This is a genomic window from Niallia circulans, assembly GCF_003726095.1.
GTDB classification, from domain to species: Bacteria; Bacillota; Bacilli; order Bacillales; family Cytobacillaceae; genus Niallia; species Niallia circulans_A.
This window is the reverse complement of record NZ_CP026031.1, coordinates 1,555,227-1,578,982: the sequence shown is the minus strand read 5'-3', so window position 1 is coordinate 1,578,982 and position 23,756 is coordinate 1,555,227. Positions and strand designations below refer to the sequence as shown.

Below are 23,756 nucleotides of genomic sequence, written 5' to 3'. Positions count from 1 at the left end.
ATAATTTTTTTATAGTGAAAACGATAAAAATAATTGACAGACTGTCAGGAAGCGTTTACAATTACCTTACAAGTTAATTTAATGTGTTGGAGAAAAGGAGATACACGCAGTAGTCACCATAATTTTAGTGGCTTAATCTGTCGTGTTCTCCTTTTTTGCATGTTTTAATGACAATCACTCTGTAATTATGCTAAAAATAAATATTAGTATGATGGTAGTTTAGGGGTATTTCATTTTAAGATAATTATCAGAATAAAACAGAGTGAAACAAGGAAAAGGGGGATTTTGATGTCTGCGTTTATGGGAGAAGTTGTTGGAACCATGATTTTGATTATATTCGGGGGAGGAGTCGTAGCTGGTGCGAATTTAAAGAAAGCGTTCTCTAATGGGGGAGGATGGATTGTGATTACTCTTGCCTGGGGGCTGGCGGTTACGATGGGAGCATTTGCTGTCGGAAGTATCAGTGGGGCCCACTTAAATCCAGCAGTTACCATCGCGCTGGCAATAACAGGTGATTTTGCTTGGAATCAAGTATTGCCATATATCTTGGCACAAATGATCGGCGCTTTTTTAGGTGCATGTATTGTATATTTACACTATCTCCCGCATTGGGGTGCAACAAAGGATGCGGAAGCAAAATTAGCAGTCTTTTCAACAGGTCCTGCTATTCCACATACCTTTGGAAATATATTAAGTGAATTGATAGGAACGTTTATGTTAGTGCTTGGGTTATTCTTTATTGGAGCAAATAGCTTCGCTGAGGGACTTAACCCGCTTGCTGTAGGTTTGCTTATTGTTGTAATTGGGATGTCATTAGGGGGAACAACTGGCTATGCCATTAACCCAGCACGTGACCTTGGTCCAAGAATTGCCCATTTTGTTTTACCAATTGCCGGCAAAGGATCATCGAATTTCCGCTATGCATGGATACCAGTTGTTGGTCCCATACTAGGTGGATCCCTAGCAGCCGTTTTTTATACGTATATCTTTAAAGGGGTTGTCTTATCAAGCTTTTGGATTGTGATAGCGATTACTGTCATTGTATTATTACTTGCATTTTTTAAGACAAAAGGGGAAAGTAAGAGTATTGGTAAAAAAGTAGCATAATCATTTACTAATGGGAGGTTTTATTTTATGGAAAAATTTATTTTATCATTAGACCAAGGGACAACAAGTTCTAGAGCAATTATTTTCAATAAAAAAGGGGATATTGTCCATGTAGCACAAAAAGAGTTTACACAAATATTTCCGAAGCCAGGCTGGGTTGAACATAATGCAAATGAAATATGGGGTTCTATTTTGGCAGTTATTGCGACAGTTTTATCAGAATCGGATATTAAGCCGGAACAAATAGAAGGTATCGGGATCACCAACCAACGGGAGACGGCAGTTGTATGGGATAAAAATACTGGGGCGCCCGTCTACAATGCTATTGTGTGGCAATCAAGACAAACAAATGAAATTTGCGAAGAACTAAAAGCACAAGGGTATAATCAGCTTTTCCGTGATAAAACAGGACTTTTAATTGATGCTTATTTTGCAGGTACAAAAGTAAAGTGGATTTTAGATCACGTGGATGGAGCAAGACAAAAAGCGGAAAATGGGGATTTATTATTTGGTACAATTGATACATGGCTAATCTGGAAATTATCTGGTGGGAAAGCGCATGTAACAGACTATACAAATGCTTCACGTACGCTAATGTTTAATATCTATGATTTAAAATGGGATGACGAATTACTTGAAATATTAACAGTTCCAAAGACTATGCTGCCAGAAGTAAAAGGATCTTCTGAAATATATGCTCATACAGTGGAAGGGCATTTCTTCGGAAATAGAATACCAATTGCAGGAGTGGCAGGAGATCAACAGGCTGCTTTATTTGGTCAGGCATGTTTTGAAGCGGGAATGGCGAAAAATACTTATGGCACTGGCTGCTTTATGCTAATGAACACAGGTGAAAAAGCAGTAAAATCAGATCATGGCTTGTTAACAACAATCGCATGGGGAATAGATGGAAAAGTGAATTATGCGCTTGAGGGAAGCATCTTTGTGGCCGGATCTGCTATCCAGTGGCTAAGAGATGGATTGAGAATGATAAAAGATGCCAAAGATAGCGAAGACTATGCAAGCAGAGTAGATTCTACAGATGGAGTTTATATTGTACCAGCATTTGTTGGACTTGGGACTCCTTACTGGGACAGTGATGTTCGCGGGGCAATGTTTGGGGTAACGAGAGGGACAACAAAAGAGCATTTTATTCGGGCGACACTAGAATCACTTGCCTATCAAACAAAAGATGTTTTGGGTGCAATGGAGACTGATTCGAATATTCAAGTCAAAACATTACGAGCAGACGGAGGAGCCGTTCGAAATAATTTCCTTATGCAGTTCCAGGGAGATATTTTAAATGTTCCTGTAGAAAGACCTGTTATAAATGAGACAACTGCATTAGGAGCAGCTTATCTTGCTGGTTTAGCTGTCGGTTTTTGGAAAGATCAAAAGGAAATTGCGGAGCAATGGAGCCTTGATCGTTCCTACGAACCAAAAATGGAGGAAGAGACAAGAGAAGCATTATATACTGGCTGGAAGAAAGCTGTTAAAGCCACGATGGCTTTTAAATAAAAGGAATAGCTTTCTGTTTAAAAGTTTAATAAAATAGTATAAATACTATGAATATATAGATTAATATGATATAATAAAAACAAGTTAATATTTTTTGTCTGGAGAAATGGAGAGACCACAAAGCATTATCGTTTAATTGGTAATGTAGCTTTGTGGTCTCTTTTTGTTTGTGTTTAGATCATGTACGAACCAAATTGTTTTGAATGAATAACGTAAGGAAATTATTTAACTAACAAGTTTTTTAAGATATAGGGAGGGTTTTACTTTGCAAAAGAAGCCAAGTAGTAGAGAAAAAATGCAACAACAGTTAATGAATAATAAATTTGATGTGTTAGTTATCGGGGGAGGCATTACAGGAGCGGGTATCGCTTTAGATGCCGCAGCAAGAGGAATGGAAGTTGCTCTTGTAGAAATGCAGGACTTTTCAGCAGGAACTTCAAGCAGATCAACAAAGCTCGTTCATGGAGGTCTCCGCTATTTAAAGCAATTCGAAGTGAAGATGGTTGCAGAAGTAGGGAAAGAGAGAGAAGTGGTGTATGAAAATGGACCACATGTAACTACACCAGAATGGATGTTACTTCCCTTGCACCAAGGAGGAACGTTTGGTAAATTTTCCACCAATATCGGTTTAAGAGTATATGATTTTCTTGCTGGAGTGAAAAAGACGGAACGTAGAAAAATGCTATCGAAAGAAGAAACCTTTGCGAAAGAACCATTAATTAAGAAAGATGGGCTTAAAGGTGGAGGATATTATGTGGAATATCGCACAGATGACAGTCGCCTGACTGTGGAAGTAATGAAAAAGGCAGTTGATTGTGGTGCAACGGCGATAAATTATACGAAAGTAGAGAACTTCCTATATGATAAAAACGGTAAAATAGAAGGCGTAGAAGTTAGAAATCTTATCTCTAATGCGGTTTACCCCATTTATGCCAATGTCGTGGTAAATGCAACTGGACCATGGGTTGATACATTAAGAACGATTGATGGAAGCCGAAAAGGAAAAACGCTTCAGCTGACAAAAGGGGTTCATTTAGTTATTGATCAATCTGTATTTCCTTTAAAACAAGCAATTTATTTTGATACACCAGATAAGAGGATGGTTTTTGCCATTCCGCGGGATGGCAAAACATATGTTGGGACAACAGATACTTTTTATAGTGAAGATCCCATTCATCCATCGATGTCGAAAGAAGATAGAGATTATCTTTTAGAAGCAATTAAATTTATGTTTCCTTCGATCTCTGTTTCCGCAGAAGATGTGGAGTCAAGCTGGGCGGGAGTGAGACCGTTGATTTTGGAAGATGGAAAAGATCCATCCGAAATTTCTCGAAAGGATGAAATCTGGGAGTCTGACAGTAAACTTATTACTATTGCTGGAGGGAAATTAACTGGTTATCGTAAAATGGCTGAAACAGTTGTTAATCTTGTTTCCGCTAGATTGCAAGAGAAGACGGGGAAATCATTTAAACAATGTATGACAAAGACAATGCCAATTTCCGGTGGAGATGTCGGTGGTTCAAAAGGGTTTTCTGCGTATATCCAGGATATCTTAACAAAAGGAATGAATGGAGGACTCTTAAAAGAGGAAGCAGAAAAAATTGCAAGACTATATGGCAGTAATGCTCCTATTCTTTATGAACTTGCGAAGGATTTAAGCGGGAAACATGAAGAACTTTCTCCGGTCCTACTTGCACGAATTCACTATGCAATGGAATATGAATTTGCAATGACTCCGACAGATGTACTCCTCAGACGGACAGGAATGCTGCTATTTGATATTGCAAAAGTAAAGGAAGTAAAAGATGCGGTAATTGAATACATGGCAGAATATTATGATTGGAGCGTCGAAAGGACTAACACTTTAACAGCCGAACTAGAAAAGGAAATACACAAAGCAACTGTACCGTTCGCAGGATAATTGAAAGTTAATAGGGAATAAGGCTATCCTCATTAAAACGAAATTTCTTAAAATATATGATAGGTTGGTTAGCTGGAGGTGACGCGCTTATGTGATTCATGCAGTCGCCTCTAGCTAACAACACGCCAGGAATCGCACTGATCAAATTGTGGTAATTAAGTGTATGAAATGGAGATTGATAATAGTAAGAATAACGATTTTACCATCCACAAAATAATGTTTTTACAAAAATAGGGAAACTAATGGTTGACTATAAGCAAATTTTGCGATAAGATGTTCCTTGTATGTATTTGAGGTTTAACAGAATTTTGTAGAATTATTGTGTAAAGTAACAAGAAATTTATAAGTAAACGGAACAACTATATAATAGCATTCAAAACAATTACACTCCATTTATCTTCAAAAACACATTTAAATCCTTCCTAATGCGGATTAATCCTTCCATTATTTTTTCGAAAATGTATTTTTGTGTTCTGCACAATTCACCCTAAATTCACACTGGCACGGTCTAGGAACCGTAAGGATGAAAGAGAGGTAGGGCTTTCGTTGTTTTAGGCATTACACCATTTTAATAGATGTGTATTTCCTTAAATATATGCATTGCTTAATTGTATTCAATCGATGAATACACGAATGGGACCTTTAAATCTGAGTTGATCATCAGATTTAAAGGTCCTTTTTTATTTGATAAAGCTGATCTGGTACTTTCCTCTATTATTATAAGAAAATAATGGGAAGATTATTTTCTTTAAAAGGGAGCTATGATATGATACAAATGAACTTATCAATACATAGTGACTGACGACATAAATGGAAATAACCATATGGGAGCTGTGTATATGTATAGCCGGTCGTCTGGGCAGAAGGGCATAAAGCACTTCTTTTTATAATTTACCAGGAGGTATATACATGTCGGAAAAATTAATTTTAGACGGAAATGTAGTAGCAAATGCAGTAAAGGACGAATTAAAAGGAAGAATAAGTGCTTTAAAGGAAAAAGGGATTACTCCATGCTTGGCAACGATATTAGTTGGCGATGATTCTTCATCCGCAACGTATGTACGAATGAAAGGAAATGCGTGTGCAAAGCTCGGCATAGATTCAAGAAAAATTCATTTAGATAAACAAACAACGACAGAAGAATTGTTAGCAACGATTCATTCATTAAATAACGATGAAAAGGTGCATGGCATTCTTTTACAACATCCCGTTCCAAGCCATATAGACGAACGGAAAGCATTTGAAGCAATTGCGATTGAGAAAGACGTAGACGGTGTTACTAGTTTTGGATATGGGCAAACAGCTTTAGGATTTGGTAAATATCCATCCTGTACTCCAGCAGCTATAATGAAAATTATGGAGCATTATAATATAGAAGTTAATGGGAAACACGCTGTAGTAGTAGGGCGTAGTCCGATTTTAGGGAAGCCTGTTTCTGCATTGCTTTTAAATAAAGATGCAACGGTGACAACCTGCCACTCGAGAACGGTTCATTTAGAAGATCATGTCAAACAGGCAGACATTGTGATTGCTGCTGTTGGAAAACCTAATTTTATTCAAGGTGAATGGATTAAACCAGGTGCTGTTATTTTGGATGCTGGCTATAATAAAGGCAATATTGGAGATGTTGATTATGAAGCTTGTTTAGAAAAAGCTTCTGCCATCACCCCAGTTCCTGGAGGAGTTGGACCAGTTACGATTAGTATGCTGTTAAAGCATACGGTTGATTCTGCAGAAGCAGCAATCGAGTAATAATGAAATCAAACAATAGAATATGAAATTTCTTAAGTTTTGAAAACGTTATTGACAAAAACGCAAAAAAATTATATTATAAATGTAACGCAATTAAGTTCGGTATATGTTTTAAGGATAAGGTGGTCGTAGCTGCAACGTATGTAGGCGATTTTCTTCTACATCATTTCAGCTACGGCTTTTTCATGTTAAATGACGTATCGATTCCTAAAAGTTATATTAGGTGCTTAGTGTGTAACACATTTTTGGAGGTTTTACAATGAACACAGGTAAAGTAAAATGGTTTAACGCAGAAAAAGGTTTTGGATTCATCGAGTCTTCTGAAGGTCAAGACGTATTTGTTCACTTCTCTGCAATTCAAACAGAAGGTTTCAAAACTTTAGAAGAAGGCCAAGACGTAACTTTTGAAATCGTTGAAGGTAACCGTGGACCACAAGCTTCTAACGTAACTAAAGCTTAATAAAAAAAACAAAAAAAGGTGATGCCTTTCAAAATGCATCACCTTTTTTAATGATGTTTCACATAAAGCTTTGTTTTTCAGTGAAAGGAAGAATAACGAAAATAAATGGCTTAGATTGGCATTTAGATAAAAATTCTCCATCAACTTCATTATATTCATCCGTTAAAAAACCACATAATTTCCCACTAAAGTATGGTATGCAGGCTTTTAATTGATCCTATTTACCTTAATGTTTTGGAAAATGAAAAAAAGTGAAATAAAATGGAGAGTATATATTTATAACAAAATAAAACAATACACTCTAGGTTGGTATTTTCTAAACAAATAATGTCCCTAATAATAGGGCGGTGTTTTAAGGTCTATATAAGAGTAATCATGCGCTAAAATTAGTGGAATCCATTCATTTAAAATGATAAAGATCCTATCCTACGACATTTCTGGCCCTATATTCTAAGGAATATCAATCAACGGAGTACAATAACAAGGAGGAAAAAGTATTGACAACTTTTTCAGATTTTAAATTAAGCAGCAGTTTAGAAAAAGCATTATCAAATATGGGATTTGAAGAGCCAACACCAATTCAGGCGCAGGCGATTCCGATTGCATTATCAGGTAAGGACATGATTGGACAAGCTCAAACAGGTACTGGTAAAACAACTGCCTTTGGTGTGCCTTTACTAGAGAAAATTGAGGTTGGCAAAGCAGTTCAAGGACTAGTAATTGCTCCAACAAGAGAATTAGCAGTCCAAGTAGCAGAAGAATTAAATCGTATCGGCTCTGTAAAAGGAATCCGTACATTGCCAATATATGGTGGGCAAGACATTAACCGCCAAATTCGTGGGCTAAAAAAGAAGCCGGAAATTATTGCGGCTACACCTGGTCGATTAATTGACCATATTGAACGTAAAACAATTCGCTTACAAGATTTAAAAATGATTGTTCTTGATGAAGCGGATGAAATGCTTAACATGGGATTCATTGATGATATTGAAAGGATTTTAAGTGAAACGCCAGATTCTCGTCAAACATTATTGTTTTCAGCAACAATGCCGAAAAGAATTCAAAGCCTTGCAGAAAGATTTATGGTTGAACCTCAAGTAGTAAGAGTGAAGGCAAAAGAAATGACTGTTACAAACATTGAGCAACATTATATCGAAGTGCAAGAGCGTCAAAAATTCGATGTGTTATGCAGTTTGCTGGACATTCAATCACCTGAACTAGCTATTGTTTTTGGTCGTACGAAGAGACGTGTCGATGAAGTGGTAGAAGGCCTTATTAAACGTGGATACTCTGCAGAAGGAATTCACGGTGATATTCCACAAGGTAAACGTGACCAAGTTATTCGCCGTTTCAAGGAACAAAGCATTGATATCATGGTAGCAACAGATGTAGCAGCTAGAGGCCTTGATATTAGCGGTGTGTCTCATGTTTATAACTTTGATATCCCACAAGATCCAGAAAGCTATGTTCACCGAATTGGTAGAACAGGACGTGCTGGTAAAAAAGGACTAGCTGTAACATTTGTATCTCCTAGAGAACTTGATCATTTACGTATTATTGAAAATGTTACGAAGAAATCAATGACGAAAAAGCCAATTCCTTCTCTAACAGATGTGTTAGCTGGAAACCAACAAGCAACAATTAGTAAAATTGCAAAAACAATTGAAGAAAATGACTATGCAGAGTATAAGCGAGTTGCAGAAGGCTTATTAGAAGAAACCGATTCTGTAACACTTCTTGCAGCAGCATTAAAGCTTCTTACAAAAGAGCCAGATGCTACACCAGTTAAATTAACGGCTGTTGAGCCATTGCGTTCAAAGAAAAAAGATAACCGATCTGGCGGCGGTAATCGCAGACGTCGTTCTGATCGTGGGGGAGAACGCGGCAGCTATGATAGAAAACGCCCGAACTCTTCTGGTGATAGAAGACCTAGAAGTCGTAACAGAAGTAAGTAATCGTTTATAGCTTACTTTATACCGTGGTTTCCCTTTTATTTGGAAGAAAATATTGGTATTTGATGTTTCAACGTTTTAAATGAAATAAATTGGGGAAACTAGGTAAATGAAGGATAGGATATATCCTTGTTATTTAAATCTAGGAGGCAATAAAAAAATGGCAACAGGTAAAGTAAAATGGTTTAATTCAGAAAAAGGCTTTGGATTTATCGAAGTAGATGGCGGAGAAGATGTATTTGTTCATTATTCTGCGATCCAAACAGAAGGATTCAAAACTTTAGACGAAGGTCAAGAAGTTAATTTTGATATAGAAGAAGGCAGCCGCGGACCACAGGCTGTTAATGTAACAAAACTATAAAATGTAAGGAAGAGTCCTACGGGGCTCTTTTTTTTGCTAAATGAATGCTATTTGGATAAAATAAGAAAGAATACTTTCATCAAGCCTAAATGAATTTGCTTGATGTTTGTTTCTTAGCGGATCATTGAGTTGTGATTCATATTGGGTTTAAAGTTCAGTTTGTTTTGATCTGTTAAATGATATAGAGAAAGAAAGAGGTGCATAACATGAAAGAATTTACGGTGAATTTTCATGTAGAAGATGGAGTAGACCAAATGATTGTGCAAAAACTAAGTGAAGATGATTTTAATCGTGTTACCAGTGGCGGTACACGTCAATTATTTGAATTAGATACAAATATCGGATTCTTTATATATTTTGACGCTGAAGACGAACAAGGTAAAGAATCATACTTAGTCCTGCAATATGAAGAAGAAAAGGAAGAACCAACAGCATGCTTTAGTTTTCAATTAAAAGATTTTTATCAATTTGTTGCCCTGCACCTAAATGATCTCCAGTATGAAGAAGGCGAAGAAGAGGAAGAAGAAGACTTTGGTCCTATTCACTATCTGGCTCATTTAATGCACCATATTGTAGAGGATGGAAAATTGGTAGAAGTATAAAGAGAAAAGCTGGAGATTATTTTCTCCAGCTTTATTAGCTTAATTCCATTTGAACGGAATTGGTTTAATATTAATCCTCTAAATAATGTTGCTTGCAAAATGCTTGTATTTCTGCTAATTCATCTTCCTCTAAACCATAATCCAAATATTTATTTTCTAAGCTATCATAAAAATGATAATTCAATATATGGGAACCATTGTCGTCCACAGAAAATAAGATTTTTATTTGTAAATGATCTTCATTTGCTAATTCATCTTCCTCATCAAACTCAACAGTAAGGAAAAATTCAAAACGCTGGCCAGCAAGGATGCCGGTAGGATCTTTAATTTCCTCAACTGTATATTCTTTAATGTTCACTATTATAAACCTCCAATAAATTCAAAACAATATTATAGTACTTTCACTTTGAAAATAATATCATATTAAAGTCAGAATAGCTAATTGTATTCCTTTTAGGGGGCGAATCGATTTAAAAAAAATAAAGTAGTTTTTAAAATAATATTTGCATTGGAGGTAGAAAGTATGGCATAATAAACTGTTTGACATTTTTATTAGTATATGGTATATTTAATATTAGATTTTAGTTTTTAGATTATATTTTTTGTTTACACTTGTTTAGGGATTTTTTAATGTTTTTCTCTGGTTTACAAGTGTTTTTTATTTTATCCTGTTAAGACTTTCGTTTTGTAGTTCTTGAATGAGTTTGTAGAAGTAATGTTTTACTTTTTATGAACAGAGATGGAAAACTAAAGTTTTAACAAATAATTAGCTTCCTGGAGGTGCTTCATTTGGCAATGGGATTTGGTAGAAGAAATAATGAAGAAATTGTTAAAGAAGAAGTGGTGGTTTGGGATTGTACATCAGATACGTGTAAATGTTGGATCCGTGATAATTTTAAAAGCAGTGAGACACCAAAGTGCCCAATCTGCGGAAGTGACATGGTAAAAACAACTAGAGAGCTTCAAGTGGTTAATAATAATAGTATATATTCAAAATAAAAAAGGAATTTTCCAAAATAGGATGGACCTCACAAGATTTTCTGGGTGGATAATCTTGTGAGGTCTTATCCACCGATGGAGATTTTTTTATTTGCGTTTATTTTAAGCTGGGACTTAAATAAATATATTCCAGCTTAAAATAAACGCAAATAAATATATAAATGCAAACATTTTTGTTTGAGCTCTTTGGATCATTTTTATCATATACACTATGGTGCTAGAGACACCTAGACTCCTAAAGCCAGGAGAGTGTCTCTAGCACCATTTTTTCAATTTTAATACTGAATGGATAAAACTTTTTTAGTTGGAAAAAGAGTGCAGCCTTCATACACTTCGCTTATCATGTGAAGAGCAAAGTGTATGAAGGCTGCGATAGTAATAGCGAAGCTAAAATTTATTTCTTGTACCAAAAACTTGCTTAATTATACAGTCAAATTAAGCATTAATGGAATTAAGGATGTACCCCATAGGACAGTAATCCACGCTGCTAATATCATGGCTAATGTCGAGAAGGTCGCTTCTTGTTCACCAAATTCCATTGCTTTTGATGTTCCAACTCCATGCGCTCCCATTCCAAGCGCTAGGCCCTTTGCAATGGGAGATCGAAGGGATAGCCATTTTATTGCATATGGACCTATAATTCCTCCAAGAACCCCTGTTATAATGACGAATATCGTTGTTAATGTTGGCAAACCACCGATTTCTTCTGAAACAACAATAGCAATAGGGGTAGTTATGGAACGTGGTAAAATACTCATAATAAAATCATTATTTAAACGAATCAAAATAGATAATAAATAGGATGAAAAGATGGCGACTAAAGTGCCTGTTGTTACACTGACAATAATAATGGAAAAATGCTTTTTTAATAAATGTAAATTTTTATAAATAGGAACAGCAAAAGCGATAGTCGCCGGACCCAATAAATGGGTTAATGGCTGGGCTGATTCCATATAAGTCGTTGCTGGAATATGAAAAACAGTAATAAATAAGATCAGCAAGATAGGGGTAACTAACAATGGGTGAAATAGCGGCATATTATATTTTTTATAACATGCTTTTGCTATTCGATAAAGCACATAAGTAATAATGGTAAGAATTATAATTTTGATCATTTGCTAAAACGTCTCTTTCTGTTATATATTTTTTCAGCAGTAAAACCTGTAGCCCCCATAACAAAAAATGTGCTTATTGCAATTAGTAAGACTGTTTCAATTCCTTTTATATTTAAAATTTCGTTGTAATTAACAATTCCAACAGCTGATGGAATAAAAAATAACAACAATTCTGCAAGCAGCCAAGCTGCCCCTTTTTCTACCCATTCCACTTTCACTAATTTAAGCTTTAAACCAATAAAAAGAATTATTAATCCAATCATTGAAGCAGGAATTGGTATTGTAACAATCATTTTAATTCCCATCCCGATAAAAAGAAAAACATGAAGGAATATGATTTGCCCAGCAATTATCACTATATTCTTCAATGAGATCACCTTCTGATATTCATTTGATGGAATGAAATCTTCCATCTCTTTCGTATATGAATATCATACGCTTAACTTAGTTATTCGTAAAATACATAGTAATTATAGTTAATATAACTAATAGTTATAATGATATTAGAAGATATATGGACTTTATTCATTGTTAAGAACAAAGTCAATGAATCTTCTGCTAGCAACGGATAAATAGCGATCCTTTTTCGTAATGATGACTAGTTCCCAATTGGTAATAGGCTCTAAGTCAACAAAGCGAACTTGATTATTATTTGCTCGATTACATATTGATTCGGGGAGGATTGAAATTCCTAGATTTGCTGCCACAATCTCAACCATAAAGTCCCACTGGGAGCTTTTGAAGATAATATTTGGCTCAAATCCTTCTTGGATAAATTTTTTGCGCATAATTTCATATAAGGCAAATTCTTCACTGTAAAAAATAAATTCTTCTTCTTTTAATTCTTTCATTTGCACCTTTTGTCTATTTGCAAACCGATGAGATACAGGTACAATTAATTTCATTTCTTCCTTTACAAGTGGGAAGATGTTAAAAGCTTCATCTGCTAAGGGAAGTACAGCGACACCCATTTCAAATTCACCCTCTTCGACACTTTTAACAACTTTTGCCGCACCATATTCTTTTATATTTATTTGGATATTTGGATATGCTTTATGAAATGCGGCGATTATTTTTGGGAAGAATAAGCTTCCGATGATTGGCGGAAGGCCAATATTAATATTTCCTCTAGTTAAATTGGTCATATCGTGCAGGGTAGATGACATTTCTTCCACTTGTGCAATAATTTTTTGCCCATATTCATATACGACTGACCCTGCATCTGTAAGCTCATGGGTTTTATTGGAGCGGTGAATTAGGGTTAAACCAATCTCGGCTTCTAAGCTTTTGATTGCTTTACTTAGCGCAGGCTGTGAAATATGAAGCTTGTCTGAGGCTTTTGTCATATTCTTTTGTTTCACCACTTCCACGAAGTAATGTAGCTGTCTAATTTCCATTATTTTTCCTCCTTTTATGATTGAAAAGGGCTGTCCCTATCATAGAGACAGCCTTGTGACTGGATGGAAATGGACATTAGCTTTAACCCCTTTTCCATCCAGTTATTTAGGGATTTTTTTTAGAAGGGATAAGTTTCTAATCATTGAACCAACAAACATAGTTCCAGCTCCTCCGAAAAGAAGAATCAAGACCGTTTGCTTACTAATAACATCAAGTGGATAAAGAATACTACTTAAGATTGCAAGAAACCCAACCAACGTTAAAACCCAACCGAATTTTGTCATAATTAACTTCCTGTCCTTTAAAAAATAGATAACTATTTATTTATTTTACGCAAAGAAGAAGGGAAGTACAACTATTGTGTGATTCTTTTTAGCAAAAAATACTTTTTACACTAAAAATATAAAAATGGATAAGAATATTAGGTTTAAAGAAGGAATATAGGTGGGTATACATAGATTATCATTTTGAAAAGGTGGGAACATCATGAGTATTTTTCACGAATTAAAAGAGAAAATCGTCTTTCCTCGTAATTGGAAAGATAACTTAATTGCCCACAAAAAATATGAAAAATTATACAAAAAAAATCCGACAGAGCTTATATACAGTAATATTTACCGTATTCAATCAAGAGAACAAATAGAGAAAAAATAGACTAGGGTGAAATCCATCCTAGTCTTTGTTATGTTGCAAAATATACTTATATATTATTAGGCCATCGATGTTTCTTTTAAATAATCTGAAAAAACTTTTTGTACAAGATCTTGTTCTTGGATATCATCAGCGCTATGTAAATCCTTAATACAGACAACGTATACTGATTTTACAAATAAGTGAAGTGCTTCATCATCGGTTAATTTCTGGATTTTTTTAATTAACTGATTATCAGTAATGTAATTAACAATACGACCAAGGAATTCCTTCGGATAATCTTTAGGTTGTTTCCCTGTTTCTTCTTGAAAAATTCCCCCTTGTCCTTCAATTTCGACATGACGTATTACTTTTTCTAATTCTTGAATACTAAATATCTCCATTGATTAAACACCTCTTTCCCTCTAGTATTATAACAGGCTATTAAACTGTAGTAAATTAGTGTTTTTTCACTATTTGAAAAAGATTATTATAATAGTATTTTAAAGGTGTTATATAAAAGAAATAGACGATTTTTGCTGTGGAATTTTTTAAAATTAATCGAATCCCCTGCAAAACAGGGAATCTAATGGTACAATATTTATGATTAATTAAATCAGCATTTCTTAATCTAATTGAAAGAAATGGCAGAAGTTGTGAGAAGGAGTAATAATGGATAATAATACAATGTATCATATGGTAAAAAAATTTCATGAAGCATTTGGACACGAAGTAGCTACAGAACCTACTGCAATCGCAGAAAAAACAGCTGTTAATCGAGCCGTTTGGACTGGAGAAGAGTTAGTAGAATTTTTATATGCAACAGCAGAAGGGGACGAAAGTAAATTTAAAGCGTTATATGAGCAGTTTTTAAAGGGATTAAATAAAGCTGCTGATAAAATACTTACAGAAAAGAAACCCGTTGACGATAAATTAGTAGCACAAATGGATGCTTTAACGGATGTAGAATATTTTAATCAAGGAAGTTTTGTCATTGCCGGTGTAGAACCATTTTCACTCTTCCAAATTGTTCAAGAAGCAAATATGGGCAAGCTGTTTGAAGATGGTAAACCAAGATTTAGAGAAGAAGATGGCAAAATTATTAAGCCGCCAAATTGGGAAAAAGATTTCGCTCCTGAAGGGCGCCTACAAGCAGAAATAGAAAGACAAAGAAAAAATAAAGACAAATAGCAGTTGAATATTCAATAAAAAGACGAACACGAATAATTAATAAAAGCCTGCAAACGAGCTTCTATAATTATCCGTGTTTTTAATTAGCTATAAAAATAACGTTTCTGTAATAGCTTTTTCATAATAAGTCTTTTCGGATGATGTTGCTTTTCCCTTCGAGCAATACTTAATAATGCACCTTTTTACTTTTTAAATTAACTTATTTAGAGAGTACAGATGCCGGAATGAATATCGATGGATTGCCAGAAGCGTACGGGGCAACTTCGTATTGCTGGAAAATGAGTACAATTCCGTTGTCTGCTAAATAGAAATTCGTTTCGTTTGTCACTTTAAAATCCGTGAATTCTTCTGGATCTGCGAAAAATATTTCTGGGTGTTTTTTCATATATGCTATTGCATAAGTTGTTACTTTGCCATAATGTTCCTTGGAAGGTAGAAAGTCATCCAATGTTAATAGCTTTCCTGATTTGAGGTCGAAATTATAGGTTGTTATCACCGTATTTCCATGTGCTCCCCCAGTAAATTGATAGTCAGAAAATAAAATGCTTAATTTATTATTTTGGTTGTATTTCACTTGATAGTTGGTTATGTATTCGAACTGACAGGCAGATGCTGATTCTTTACAGATCGATTCTTTTTTGAGTTTTTCCATTTCTTTCATTAACTTTATGTATTGATTATACGATGCTTTTATATGTTGTAATAAGATTTTGTTTACACTATTCTGCGCTTTGTTGTTAGGGGCACTAACTAGAAATGGATATTTTAGTTTTTCAATATTTTTATATTGTTTTGTCATAACAACATTTGGTGATTTAATGGCAACTGTAGATATAGGTTGAACAAAGGTTATCAGGATTAACATGATAATAAATGGTACCAATATATATGTTTGTCTTTTCATACATCACTTCATTCCTTTCTAGTCTTCATGCTATTTTTCCCTTTTTTGAGTGTATAATGTATGGATATAAAAAAAATGCTAAAAGGTGTAGATTATTCTACATCTTTTAGCATTTTTTCAATCGAATAAAGTTGTTTATTTAAGTCATTAATAATGGTCATTTGCTGTTTATGTATGGAAGGCTATCTTTTTCTACCTTTAATCTTTCTATTGCTCTCGCTTCTTTTCGTTTTAGAAATTGTACTAAGATAAAAATCAGCAAAGCTGGAATGAAGATGTAAAGGAGTAGAGTTGGTAAAAGTAATAAAAGAACGCTCATCATTTATCTCCTTTAATTTGTCTCATTTAACAATTTTTCGATGTTTACAATTCTTTCTTTCACTTTGTTTAGTGCTTCTATTTGTTCCTTTTGATAGGCTATATTTTCTTTTTCTAAGTTCAACTTTTCATCTGCGCGCGTTTCCGCTCTTTTCATATATCTTGCTATATAAAATATGAAACCAAGCACAATTAGAATAGGAATACTGACGATAAAGAGATTGATCACACTGAATACTTGCATTTCGTTCCCTCCTGAAATAATTTTTGGTTTACTCCTTTCTTTTCTTAATCGTGACACTGTCAGCCAGGTCTGCAATTAATTCCTCTGATAAAGGAAGAGAAAAGGGAATTAACGCATAATACTTCATTGCTTTTCCATCTTCAGAAATTTCATGATGCCCTTTAATTAACTCGGCATTTTCTAATTTTTGAAGATGCAAATATAATAAAGGTCTACTTATTCCAAGTTCTCTAGCTAGTTGGCTGACATATTTCTTTTCATTTTTCAAGATAGCGATAATTTTCAAACGATATGGGTTTGATAATGATTCAAGAATAAGTAGTAATTTGTCTCCGTTTTTTATATGTTTCATATGTAATAATAATATTACAGGTATAAAAGAAAGGCAAGTAGATATTTGCGTATATTTTGCAAACAATAGACAGAAAGTGGATAATTAGATTAAGGTATAAATCATAAATTTTTATGGAGTTGATAAAATGGGCTTTTTAAATGGGCTGATGGGAAATGCAAGTGAAACAGATGTGAAGGAACTAGAAAAGGAATTAAGCAACGTAATCGGTTCTAATGAAACAATCGAGCTTGCTTATAAATTAGTCAGAGATTTAATTGTGTTCACAGACTTACGACTAATTTTTGTCGATAAGCAAGGATTGACAGGTAAAAAAGTCGAGTACTTGTCTGTACCATATAAAAGTATTTCGCGTTTCAGTATAGAAACTGCAGGTCATTTTGATTTGGATGCTGAATTGAAAATTTGGATCTCTGGTGCAGAATTGCCAGCCATTTCTAAACAATTCAAAAAAGATAATAGCATTTATGACGTGCAAAAAGCATTGGCAAGTTATGTTGCTAAAGCCTAAATTTGAAGATTGCAGCCCAGCATAAAAGCGAGAATGAAAGCTGGGCTGTTCCTATCAATTAATAGCAGGAATGTAATATTCTTTGTGGAATATTTATTTAGTATGGTGGGAATAGGATAAATCAGGGAAGAAGGAAAGAGAATGGTTAAAGAGGGGGAATACAATGAATTCAAAGGCTAAATTCTCAGGGAAGTCCATATTGTATGATCGTTATCGTCCAGGTTATCCTAAACGTTTTTTTAAGGAGCTTATTTCCGAGTATAGTGGCTCGAATGATCATTTTGTCATCGCAGATGTCGGAGCAGGCACAGGAATTTTTACCGAGTTAGTTGCGAATATCGGCACATATATTTTCGCCATAGAGCCGAATGATGAGATGAGATCTATTCTGAAAGCTAGAATGGAAGACTTCAAACAGGTGACCTGTCTAGATGCATCAGCCGAAAACACGGGAATCGCAGATAATAGTGTAGATCTAATTACAGTTGCACAGGCGTTTCATTGGTTTGATGCCAATGTTTTTAAAAAGGAATGTAAACGTATTCTGAAGGAAAATGGTCAGGTCATGCTCATTTGGAATAGTCGTGATCATACGAGTCAATTAAATTCGGAAACTGCTAAAATATCGAAAAGATACTGTCCGAATTTCCAAGGGTTCAGTGGCGGAATAAATATTGAGCGTTTGGGTCTGCAGCATTTTTTCACAAATGGATATGAACATTATGCGGTATCCAATCCATTAAAAATGAATAAAGAACATTTTATTGGTCGAAATCTTTCCGCTTCTTATTCTCCGCAAAAAGACGATCCTTTTTATGATGAGTTTGTAGAAGAACTAGGGTTTCTTTTCGATAAGTACAGTAAAGATGGAAACATTCTCGTTCCTAATGATCTGCATGTTTATGTAGGCGCTGTCATTTAGATGAAGGGCAAATTAAACCAAAAGATGTTGACATTAAGTAGGGATCTATTTACAATAAGTCTTAATAAATTTGTTTAGCGTTGATAAGGAAAAGTAAATAAGGGGAGATTTTAAAGAGAGCTTCTGATGGTGGAAAAGAGGCAAATGAACCTTATTGAAAATGACCTTGGAGCTTCGTACCGAAAGCGATTCGTGAGTAGACTACGACGAGATAGGCACTCGTTATAACAGCAGCAGTATCTCTTGTTTTTTTAGACGTACTGATTAGAGGCAAATAGTTGTGAACTATTTGTAAAGCTAGGTGGTACCACGGGTTAACTCGTCCTAATCTTTTTAGATTAGGGCGTTTTTTTTATGCTTTTTTATTTGAAGAATAATTTTCAAATGAATGAAAAGAAGAAGCAATTTTATAAAAGGAGGAAGTAAATATGAGTATATTTATAGGAGGAGCATGGCCATATGCGAATGGCTCTTTGCATTTAGGTCATGTGGCAGCATTATTGCCAGGAGACATTTTAGCTCGTTATTTTCGGCAAAAGGGAGAAGAAGTTCTCTATGTATCAGGTAGTGATTGTAATGGGACACCTATTTCTATTCGCGCCCATCAAGAGAATTCATCCGTTCAAGAAATAGCAGATCGCTATCATAAAGAATTTTCGCAGTGTTTTGCTAAGCTAGGCTTTTCGTACGATCTTTACACAAGAACAGACGCTAAACATCATCATGCATCAGTTCAGGAGATTTTTCTAACTTTATTGAAAAAGGGCTATTTATCCAGAAAAACAGTAGAGCAGACATACTGCCAAAAGGACAATCAATTTTTGCCAGATCGATTTGTAGAAGGAATTTGTCCCCATTGCAAGCAAAAGGCCAGAGGAGACCAATGTGATCACTGTTCTACGATTTTAGATCCACTAGAATTAAAAGATAAACGCTGTAAAATTTGTGGGGAGGAGCCTGTCATTAAGAAAACAGAACATTTCTATTTCACTTTTAGCGATTTTCAGAAAGAGCTTGAAAACTATGTGAAACAAGCAGAAGATAATCAGCTTTGGAATGAAAATGCAATTTCCTTAACGAAAAGGTACTTGCGAGAAGGACTGCCAGACAGGGCGGTAACTAGAGATTTACCTAATGGGATTGACGTACCATTAGAAGGATTTGAAGGAAAGAAAATTTACGTATGGATCGAAGCGGTAGCTGGCTACTTAACAGCAAGTATGGAGGCTTGTAAAGAAAAAGGTCTTCATATGGATGATTATTGGGGCTCTGAAACAATATCTTACTATGTTCATGGCAAGGACAATATTCCGTTTCATACAGTTATTTGGCCGAGTATTTTACTTGGATTGGGAAGAAAATCGCTACCAACCCATATTGTCTCCAGTGAATATCTAACATTAGAAAAAAGGAAATTATCTACCAGTCAAAATTGGGCTGTTTGGGTTCCTTATATTTTACAGAAATATGATCCTGATTCGATTCGGTATTTTCTAACGATAAACGCTCCAGAAGCAAGGGATACCGACTTTTCTTGGCGAGAATTTATTTATAGCCATAATAGTGAATTATTAGGTGCCTATGGGAACTTTGTGAATCGAACGTTAAAGTTTATTCAAAAAGCTTATAATAGCAAGGTTCCTGATAAACAAGTTTCCCAAAAAATCATTGCTAGCACAGAAGATGTTTATCAAAGCGCTGGTAATTGGATAAAAAGAGGAAAAAGCAAAAAAGCATTAGAAGAAATTTTTTCTTATATTCGGTCTGCAAATCGCTATTTTGATCAACAAAAACCGTGGGAACAAGTAAAAATAAATAAGGAGGCTGGTGAAATGACATTAGCAAATTGTACATTTATGATTGTCAATCTCGCCCACCTTCTTGAACCATTTCTCCCATTTTCCGCGCGTAAAATTAGAGCAATGCTTGGAATTACAAATATAGAGTGGCATATACAATATACACTTCCTAAGGAAATAATATATGTCGCTCCCCTTTTTGAGCGCTTAGATTTAGGATTAATAGAAGAAGAACTAAATCAACTGATAATGGGACAAAAACATTCCTGATTTTTGTCATTTCTCTCCTCTTTTTAAGGTGATTGAAAAAGGGGAGAGCTGAAAAATATGCTGTAGAAAATTGCTGTATTTTCAGAGGAAAATAGCTTGTACTTAGCGAATAAATTATCTATTGCATGATTCTTTATAACTTTTTCGTGATATATAGAATATACTAGGTTAAATATAGGATTTTGAAAAGAAGTGTTTGCTTGGCAATATATCGATTGTAACAGAATAAATTAGATGATAACGAAAGAGCGAATGGTAAAAGGGCTGAAGGAGGCATTTAATAAATAGGAGGGAGCGGAAATGAAGTGGAGTGAGTTTGTATCACCTGGAACAAACAGAGTCTTGCCAGTTATTGTCGAGGTATATGGAAAGAAATATCCCCCTTATGCAAGTAAACTTTATCCCATATGTTATACAAGCTTTAATGATTTAGGTATTCTGTTTACACCATGCGGGTTATTTAGACGGAAAAAGAAACGGAATTTACGAACCATTCGGTATAAAGACATTGTTTCTGTGGAATTTAATGTGCAACGAGTTCCTACTGTTTATCTATATCTTTTAGGCTCCTCATTACATGTCAATATGATTATCCAATTAAAGGATCAATCGATTTTACATTTAGAAAGTGAAGACATCAGTATTTTGCCAGAAGTATTTCAGCTATTAAAAAAACATAAGGTAGTCAGGAAAGATCCTCAAAAGCTTCAAACTATTTTAAAAGAAAAAGATACAATGGAAAAGTTTTATTCCTATGTAGATAAGCATTTACAAGCAGATATGCACTACAGTAAGAAAGAACCTAAAATAAAATAGTGGCCATGAAAAGAAAAGGATCATCTTTTACTTTTTTCAATCGCTTCTAAAATAGCTAAAGCCTGTTTATTGTATATGGAAACAGAAAAATGCATGGCTGGTACAGACATATGCCGTCTATTGGGATTATGGATTTGTTTTCTTTTTAAAGTCATACAAAAATTGCCTCGTTACTTTTTATTTATAGGTTGTCCGTATAATTGGTGTTTTTATACAAGTAATTTAGAAAATGAAAGACAGGATATAATATAACAGCAAGAAAGTGAAAGTAAACGATATATGATATTAATTTTCCAGCTCCTTCTTCAAACTGGTGAAAGCTTTAACATTAAGGATTATGCTTAATAAATAAGAGTACTCCTAAAATAAAGAAAAATGGTGTTAGTTATTCGTCCAATAAAATAATGTCATTAAGATACCGCCTGCTATCGGAAAAATCAGTGGCAAATTTCCGAACCTCCATTTATTAATACGTTTACCATTTATTGCGAAATATTAAGCCGTGACATTAAAAAGATTTTAATATATAGCCTAAAAAAGAAGAGTCTTAGAAAAGGAGAGGGGTTTTTTAGAGTAGAAATCTCCCCTCCTTTTCTATAGACTCTTTTCATTAGGCACGTTTAGCTAGTAAGTTCAGTGCTTTCTTATTCATGTCATGAATATCTTCAAATGTTTCTGATACTGCTACAGTCATCTTTCTCCTATTCGGATTCATTGATTTTTTTGTCTGGTTCTTTGGTTTATTGAATGGTGCAGGAGTAGAAGCAATTGCAGTTTTCTTTTTTTCTGCCATATCAATTCCTCCTTTATAGAAAATTTTATAAAATCCGGCACAAGCTATTAATCTCCAAAACTATAAAACTTTAGATCGTGAAATTTTGCTCATGCTTTTTTTCTACATATTATTATACTACAAAGCAGGTAAAAAGGAGCCTTAAACCATGTACCAATCGAAAATTTGTGCTAAGTTAAGGATGTGGGAAGCATCAATTCCATCCACTTCGACGAACTGGGAGCTGATACCTATCAACATATTATAACTTTCCCCATAATATGCAACGATAAAAACATTTTTGACTAAATCCTCATTATTTATATTATTTTCTTGGTCTTTTAAGGGGATACTTTTCCCTGCTAGAAGATCTTGAATAATATTTTCTTTCACTTCTCTGTCTAAAAAGCTAATATTATAGCAAATTTCTACACTATTAAAAGCAGATTCTAAGTTTTGCTTTAAATCATCCCCGCTTGCACTAATTGCAAAAGGGAAAATCGCAATATGAAATTGAAATGTGTCTGCATACAGGTTTAAATAAGTACGTAATTCATCTTTATATTGAGGCCAATGCTGGGGAAGATTACGTTCGATAAAATGATCAGCTGTTTTGGAAATAACTTCAGTAAAATTCTGAACCTTTTTAGCATTGTAGCCTAATACTTCTTCATTTTTGCGAATCGTTTTTCGAATATAATTACTATGTTGAAATTCAGTATTCCAAATTTTAAGAATATCAGGTGTTTGGAAAACCGCAATATCAATGAAAACGGCAGCACTTGCTAACGACAAAATCATTGTCCAGTCAGACATTTGCAGCTGCTTTGTCAAGATTCCAAGACAAACAAGGAGAAAAAATAAAACATAATATGATTTTCGAATTGCTTGAAGATTTTCCACATATTTATCTGTTCGCCACCAAAAATAGATGAGTGAAAGAACAATCAATAAAATCATTGCCGTAATAAAAACAAAATAGATTGCCGCCAATGTTTATCCTCCCTTTAATCGCTTACCAAACTATTATACCACGCATTAATAATTGTAATGGAAAATAAAAGAAAAAAGAAATCCTTCTTTACATATAAACGTATAGATAGTTCGACATTTTCTATAAAAGAGAATGGATTTACACCCTGAATTTTTCCTATTTTAATTGAATGTTTGGATGAGAATAAAAAAGTAAAGGGAAGTGAAAGCATATAAAATAGTCCCTCTAGGATAATCTAAAGTTATCCCTTATAATAAGAAAATAATGGTAAACAAAAGACGTACAGAGAAAAGGGGAATAAGGATGTTTCCAATATTAGAGACAGAGAGATTGCTATTAAGAGAGATTAAGAAAGAGGATGCTGGAGATTTATTTGCTTATTTTTCTAATGAAGAAGTTATGCAGTACTATGGGCAAGAAGCATTTACAAGTATGGAACAAGTAGAAGCATTAATTGGACATTTTGCTAATAACTTTGAAAATCAACGAGGAATTAGATGGGGCATGCAGATCAAAGGAACTACTCGACTTATTGGTACACTTGGTTTAAACAATTTAGTTCTTTCTCATAAGAGAGCAGAAATCGGATATGAAATCAATCCTGAATATGGTCGCTCTGGTTATACATCTGAAGCAGTCCAAAAAGTTGTCTCCTATGCATTAGAAGAGCTTCATTTAAATCGGGTGGGAGCTATGATTTATTTAGAAAACGAAGCATCAAATAAACTGATTCAAAAGCTTGGCTTTCAGCATGAAGGTATTTTGAGAAAGTACTATGAACAGAATGCAAAGGCCTTTGATATAAATGTATACTCTATTCTGAAAGATGAATAAAAAATGCTGGGTGG

Annotated in this window: 28 protein-coding genes, 1 riboswitch and 1 other annotated feature; of the genes, 16 read left to right on the top strand and 12 right to left on the bottom strand. The window is 34.5% G+C overall.

What is annotated here, in order from left to right; genetic code table 11:
• Positions 1 to 288 precede the first annotated feature (288 nt).
• The 8 genes from C2I06_RS07510 to C2I06_RS07475 all read left to right on the top strand — a co-directional run bounded on the left by C2I06_RS07510 (position 289) and on the right by C2I06_RS07475 (position 9,673).
• Entirely contained in the window at positions 289 to 1,107 is an 819-nt protein-coding gene (locus C2I06_RS07510; protein WP_123257798.1) for an MIP/aquaporin family protein, read from the top strand.
• 27 nt (positions 1,108 to 1,134) lie between these two features.
• Positions 1,135 to 2,625, top strand: coding sequence for a glycerol kinase GlpK (gene glpK, locus C2I06_RS07505; RefSeq protein WP_123257797.1), 1,491 nt, complete (start codon positions 1,135 to 1,137; stop codon positions 2,623 to 2,625).
• A gap of 295 nt (positions 2,626 to 2,920) precedes the next feature.
• Positions 2,921 to 4,546 carry a glycerol-3-phosphate dehydrogenase/oxidase gene (locus C2I06_RS07500; RefSeq protein ID WP_123259132.1) on the top strand — a complete coding sequence of 542 codons (1,626 nt, stop codon included), beginning with the start codon at positions 2,921 to 2,923 and terminating at the stop codon, positions 4,544 to 4,546.
• A 784-nt stretch (positions 4,547 to 5,330) separates the two neighbouring features.
• Positions 5,331 to 5,414, top strand: a riboswitch (ZMP/ZTP riboswitch).
• A 41-nt stretch (positions 5,415 to 5,455) separates the two neighbouring features.
• Positions 5,456 to 6,298 carry a bifunctional 5,10-methylenetetrahydrofolate dehydrogenase/5,10-methenyltetrahydrofolate cyclohydrolase gene (locus C2I06_RS07495; RefSeq protein ID WP_123257796.1) on the top strand — a complete coding sequence of 281 codons (843 nt, stop codon included), beginning with the start codon at positions 5,456 to 5,458 and terminating at the stop codon, positions 6,296 to 6,298.
• Positions 6,299 to 6,557: 259 nt separating this feature from the next.
• On the top strand, positions 6,558 to 6,758 hold the full coding sequence (locus C2I06_RS07490; protein WP_016203922.1) for a cold-shock protein: 201 nt from the start codon (positions 6,558 to 6,560) through the stop codon (positions 6,756 to 6,758).
• Positions 6,759 to 7,255: 497 nt separating this feature from the next.
• The gene (gene cshA, locus C2I06_RS07485) at positions 7,256 to 8,713 is read left to right on the top strand and encodes a degradosome RNA helicase CshA (RefSeq protein ID WP_123257795.1); all 1,458 of its coding nucleotides are present in this window, start codon (positions 7,256 to 7,258) and stop codon (positions 8,711 to 8,713) included.
• Positions 8,714 to 8,870: 157 nt separating this feature from the next.
• On the top strand, positions 8,871 to 9,071 hold the full coding sequence (locus tag C2I06_RS07480; protein WP_047940491.1) for a cold-shock protein: 201 nt from the start codon (positions 8,871 to 8,873) through the stop codon (positions 9,069 to 9,071).
• Between the two features lie 206 nt (positions 9,072 to 9,277).
• Positions 9,278 to 9,673 carry a cytosolic protein gene (locus tag C2I06_RS07475; protein WP_123257794.1) on the top strand — a complete coding sequence of 132 codons (396 nt, stop codon included), beginning with the start codon at positions 9,278 to 9,280 and terminating at the stop codon, positions 9,671 to 9,673.
• 70 nt (positions 9,674 to 9,743) lie between these two features.
• On the opposite strand, the gene C2I06_RS07470 is transcribed toward C2I06_RS07475, so the two are convergent.
• Entirely contained in the window at positions 9,744 to 10,031 is a 288-nt protein-coding gene (locus C2I06_RS07470) for a DUF6509 family protein (protein WP_095333715.1), read from the bottom strand.
• Positions 10,032 to 10,468: 437 nt separating this feature from the next.
• Between C2I06_RS07470 and C2I06_RS07465 the strand changes: the two genes are divergently transcribed.
• Complete coding sequence (locus tag C2I06_RS07465; protein WP_171510321.1) at positions 10,469 to 10,672, top strand: cold-inducible protein YdjO-related protein; 204 nt, start codon at positions 10,469 to 10,471, stop codon at positions 10,670 to 10,672.
• A 422-nt stretch (positions 10,673 to 11,094) separates the two neighbouring features.
• Here C2I06_RS07465 and C2I06_RS07460 read toward each other — a convergent pair whose 3' ends face one another.
• The 4 genes from C2I06_RS07460 to C2I06_RS07445 all read right to left on the bottom strand — a co-directional run bounded on the left by C2I06_RS07460 (position 11,095) and on the right by C2I06_RS07445 (position 13,469).
• Complete coding sequence (locus tag C2I06_RS07460) at positions 11,095 to 11,787, bottom strand: LrgB family protein (protein WP_095333716.1); 693 nt, start codon at positions 11,785 to 11,787, stop codon at positions 11,095 to 11,097.
• On the bottom strand, positions 11,784 to 12,164 hold the full coding sequence (locus tag C2I06_RS07455; protein WP_235850352.1) for a CidA/LrgA family protein: 381 nt from the start codon (positions 12,162 to 12,164) through the stop codon (positions 11,784 to 11,786). Before C2I06_RS07455 ends, C2I06_RS07460 begins: the two co-directional genes overlap by 4 nt.
• Positions 12,165 to 12,308: 144 nt before the next feature.
• The gene (locus C2I06_RS07450; RefSeq protein WP_095333719.1) at positions 12,309 to 13,184 is read right to left on the bottom strand and encodes a LysR family transcriptional regulator; all 876 of its coding nucleotides are present in this window, start codon (positions 13,182 to 13,184) and stop codon (positions 12,309 to 12,311) included.
• A 102-nt stretch (positions 13,185 to 13,286) separates the two neighbouring features.
• Positions 13,287 to 13,469: a hypothetical protein gene (locus C2I06_RS07445; RefSeq protein ID WP_095333720.1), complete on the bottom strand. Its 183-nt coding sequence runs from the start codon at positions 13,467 to 13,469 to the stop codon at positions 13,287 to 13,289.
• Positions 13,470 to 13,671: 202 nt separating this feature from the next.
• On the opposite strand from C2I06_RS07445, the gene C2I06_RS24930 reads away from it, so the two are divergent.
• Positions 13,672 to 13,839, top strand: a complete 168-nt coding sequence (locus C2I06_RS24930; protein WP_164463641.1) for a hypothetical protein — start codon at positions 13,672 to 13,674, stop codon at positions 13,837 to 13,839.
• Between the two features lie 56 nt (positions 13,840 to 13,895).
• On the opposite strand, the gene C2I06_RS07440 is transcribed toward C2I06_RS24930, so the two are convergent.
• The gene (locus C2I06_RS07440; RefSeq protein WP_047940501.1) at positions 13,896 to 14,219 is read right to left on the bottom strand and encodes a hypothetical protein; all 324 of its coding nucleotides are present in this window, start codon (positions 14,217 to 14,219) and stop codon (positions 13,896 to 13,898) included.
• 268 nt (positions 14,220 to 14,487) lie between these two features.
• Between C2I06_RS07440 and C2I06_RS07435 the strand changes: the two genes are divergently transcribed.
• The gene (locus C2I06_RS07435) at positions 14,488 to 15,006 is read left to right on the top strand and encodes a pyrophosphohydrolase domain-containing protein (protein WP_095333722.1); all 519 of its coding nucleotides are present in this window, start codon (positions 14,488 to 14,490) and stop codon (positions 15,004 to 15,006) included.
• A gap of 199 nt (positions 15,007 to 15,205) precedes the next feature.
• Here C2I06_RS07435 and C2I06_RS07430 read toward each other — a convergent pair whose 3' ends face one another.
• The 3 genes from C2I06_RS07430 to C2I06_RS07420 all read right to left on the bottom strand — a co-directional run bounded on the left by C2I06_RS07430 (position 15,206) and on the right by C2I06_RS07420 (position 16,824).
• A complete protein-coding gene (locus tag C2I06_RS07430; RefSeq protein ID WP_123257793.1) occupies positions 15,206 to 15,910 on the bottom strand; it encodes a DUF3298 and DUF4163 domain-containing protein in 705 nt (234 codons plus the stop codon).
• Between the two features lie 331 nt (positions 15,911 to 16,241).
• Complete coding sequence (locus tag C2I06_RS07425) at positions 16,242 to 16,472, bottom strand: hypothetical protein (protein WP_123257792.1); 231 nt, start codon at positions 16,470 to 16,472, stop codon at positions 16,242 to 16,244.
• A 28-nt stretch (positions 16,473 to 16,500) separates the two neighbouring features.
• Positions 16,501 to 16,824, bottom strand: coding sequence for an ArsR/SmtB family transcription factor (locus tag C2I06_RS07420; RefSeq protein ID WP_095333728.1), 324 nt, complete (start codon positions 16,822 to 16,824; stop codon positions 16,501 to 16,503).
• A gap of 127 nt (positions 16,825 to 16,951) precedes the next feature.
• Here C2I06_RS07420 and C2I06_RS07415 point away from each other — a divergent pair, with 127 nt between their 5' ends.
• The 4 genes from C2I06_RS07415 (at position 16,952) to C2I06_RS07400 (ending at position 21,142) form a co-directional block, all read left to right on the top strand.
• Complete coding sequence (locus tag C2I06_RS07415; protein ID WP_095333730.1) at positions 16,952 to 17,335, top strand: PH domain-containing protein; 384 nt, start codon at positions 16,952 to 16,954, stop codon at positions 17,333 to 17,335.
• Between the two features lie 163 nt (positions 17,336 to 17,498).
• Positions 17,499 to 18,257, top strand: coding sequence for a class I SAM-dependent methyltransferase (locus C2I06_RS07410; RefSeq protein WP_123257791.1), 759 nt, complete (start codon positions 17,499 to 17,501; stop codon positions 18,255 to 18,257).
• A gap of 71 nt (positions 18,258 to 18,328) precedes the next feature.
• Positions 18,329 to 18,587 (top strand) — a binding site (T-box leader).
• Positions 18,588 to 18,685: 98 nt separating this feature from the next.
• The gene (gene metG, locus C2I06_RS07405; protein ID WP_123257790.1) at positions 18,686 to 20,326 is read left to right on the top strand and encodes a methionine--tRNA ligase; all 1,641 of its coding nucleotides are present in this window, start codon (positions 18,686 to 18,688) and stop codon (positions 20,324 to 20,326) included.
• 300 nt (positions 20,327 to 20,626) lie between these two features.
• Positions 20,627 to 21,142 carry a hypothetical protein gene (locus C2I06_RS07400; protein ID WP_095333735.1) on the top strand — a complete coding sequence of 172 codons (516 nt, stop codon included), beginning with the start codon at positions 20,627 to 20,629 and terminating at the stop codon, positions 21,140 to 21,142.
• A gap of 20 nt (positions 21,143 to 21,162) precedes the next feature.
• Here C2I06_RS07400 and C2I06_RS25780 read toward each other — a convergent pair whose 3' ends face one another.
• The 3 genes from C2I06_RS25780 to C2I06_RS07390 form a co-directional block, all read right to left on the bottom strand.
• Positions 21,163 to 21,297: a hypothetical protein gene (locus C2I06_RS25780; protein WP_268877141.1), complete on the bottom strand. Its 135-nt coding sequence runs from the start codon at positions 21,295 to 21,297 to the stop codon at positions 21,163 to 21,165.
• A gap of 455 nt (positions 21,298 to 21,752) precedes the next feature.
• Positions 21,753 to 21,935 carry a hypothetical protein gene (locus C2I06_RS07395; RefSeq protein ID WP_095333736.1) on the bottom strand — a complete coding sequence of 61 codons (183 nt, stop codon included), beginning with the start codon at positions 21,933 to 21,935 and terminating at the stop codon, positions 21,753 to 21,755.
• A gap of 141 nt (positions 21,936 to 22,076) precedes the next feature.
• The gene (locus tag C2I06_RS07390; RefSeq protein ID WP_123257789.1) at positions 22,077 to 22,907 is read right to left on the bottom strand and encodes a type II toxin-antitoxin system SpoIISA family toxin; all 831 of its coding nucleotides are present in this window, start codon (positions 22,905 to 22,907) and stop codon (positions 22,077 to 22,079) included.
• A 304-nt stretch (positions 22,908 to 23,211) separates the two neighbouring features.
• On the opposite strand from C2I06_RS07390, the gene C2I06_RS07385 reads away from it, so the two are divergent.
• The gene (locus tag C2I06_RS07385; protein ID WP_095333740.1) at positions 23,212 to 23,742 is read left to right on the top strand and encodes a GNAT family N-acetyltransferase; all 531 of its coding nucleotides are present in this window, start codon (positions 23,212 to 23,214) and stop codon (positions 23,740 to 23,742) included.
• Positions 23,743 to 23,756 lie beyond the last annotated feature (14 nt).

What these genes read in the sequence shown, in the direction of transcription:
- C2I06_RS07510 (WP_123257798.1), top strand. Translation starts at nt 289, where the DNA reads ATGTCTGCGTTTATGGGAGAAGTTGTTGGAACCATGATTTTGATTATA.
- glpK (WP_123257797.1), top strand. Translation starts at nt 1,135, where the DNA reads ATGGAAAAATTTATTTTATCATTAGACCAAGGGACAACAAGTTCTAGA.
- C2I06_RS07500 (WP_123259132.1), top strand. Translation starts at nt 2,921, where the DNA reads ATGCAACAACAGTTAATGAATAATAAATTTGATGTGTTAGTTATCGGG.
- C2I06_RS07495 (WP_123257796.1), top strand. Translation starts at nt 5,456, where the DNA reads ATGTCGGAAAAATTAATTTTAGACGGAAATGTAGTAGCAAATGCAGTA.
- C2I06_RS07490 (WP_016203922.1), top strand. Translation starts at nt 6,558, where the DNA reads ATGAACACAGGTAAAGTAAAATGGTTTAACGCAGAAAAAGGTTTTGGA.
- C2I06_RS07480 (WP_047940491.1), top strand. Translation starts at nt 8,871, where the DNA reads ATGGCAACAGGTAAAGTAAAATGGTTTAATTCAGAAAAAGGCTTTGGA.
- C2I06_RS07475 (WP_123257794.1), top strand. Translation starts at nt 9,278, where the DNA reads ATGAAAGAATTTACGGTGAATTTTCATGTAGAAGATGGAGTAGACCAA.
- C2I06_RS07465 (WP_171510321.1), top strand. Translation starts at nt 10,469, where the DNA reads ATGGGATTTGGTAGAAGAAATAATGAAGAAATTGTTAAAGAAGAAGTG.
- C2I06_RS07460 (WP_095333716.1), bottom strand. Translation starts at nt 11,787, where the DNA reads ATGATCAAAATTATAATTCTTACCATTATTACTTATGTGCTTTATCGA.
- C2I06_RS07450 (WP_095333719.1), bottom strand. Translation starts at nt 13,184, where the DNA reads ATGGAAATTAGACAGCTACATTACTTCGTGGAAGTGGTGAAACAAAAG.
- C2I06_RS07445 (WP_095333720.1), bottom strand. Translation starts at nt 13,469, where the DNA reads ATGACAAAATTCGGTTGGGTTTTAACGTTGGTTGGGTTTCTTGCAATC.
- C2I06_RS24930 (WP_164463641.1), top strand. Translation starts at nt 13,672, where the DNA reads ATGAGTATTTTTCACGAATTAAAAGAGAAAATCGTCTTTCCTCGTAAT.
- C2I06_RS07440 (WP_047940501.1), bottom strand. Translation starts at nt 14,219, where the DNA reads ATGGAGATATTTAGTATTCAAGAATTAGAAAAAGTAATACGTCATGTC.
- C2I06_RS07435 (WP_095333722.1), top strand. Translation starts at nt 14,488, where the DNA reads ATGGATAATAATACAATGTATCATATGGTAAAAAAATTTCATGAAGCA.
- C2I06_RS07430 (WP_123257793.1), bottom strand. Translation starts at nt 15,910, where the DNA reads ATGAAAAGACAAACATATATATTGGTACCATTTATTATCATGTTAATC.
- C2I06_RS07425 (WP_123257792.1), bottom strand. Translation starts at nt 16,472, where the DNA reads ATGCAAGTATTCAGTGTGATCAATCTCTTTATCGTCAGTATTCCTATT.
- C2I06_RS07420 (WP_095333728.1), bottom strand. Translation starts at nt 16,824, where the DNA reads ATGAAACATATAAAAAACGGAGACAAATTACTACTTATTCTTGAATCA.
- C2I06_RS07415 (WP_095333730.1), top strand. Translation starts at nt 16,952, where the DNA reads ATGGGCTTTTTAAATGGGCTGATGGGAAATGCAAGTGAAACAGATGTG.
- C2I06_RS07410 (WP_123257791.1), top strand. Translation starts at nt 17,499, where the DNA reads ATGAATTCAAAGGCTAAATTCTCAGGGAAGTCCATATTGTATGATCGT.
- metG (WP_123257790.1), top strand. Translation starts at nt 18,686, where the DNA reads ATGAGTATATTTATAGGAGGAGCATGGCCATATGCGAATGGCTCTTTG.
- C2I06_RS07400 (WP_095333735.1), top strand. Translation starts at nt 20,627, where the DNA reads ATGAAGTGGAGTGAGTTTGTATCACCTGGAACAAACAGAGTCTTGCCA.
- C2I06_RS25780 (WP_268877141.1), bottom strand. Translation starts at nt 21,297, where the DNA reads ATGACTTTAAAAAGAAAACAAATCCATAATCCCAATAGACGGCATATG.
- C2I06_RS07395 (WP_095333736.1), bottom strand. Translation starts at nt 21,935, where the DNA reads ATGGCAGAAAAAAAGAAAACTGCAATTGCTTCTACTCCTGCACCATTC.
- C2I06_RS07385 (WP_095333740.1), top strand. Translation starts at nt 23,212, where the DNA reads ATGTTTCCAATATTAGAGACAGAGAGATTGCTATTAAGAGAGATTAAG.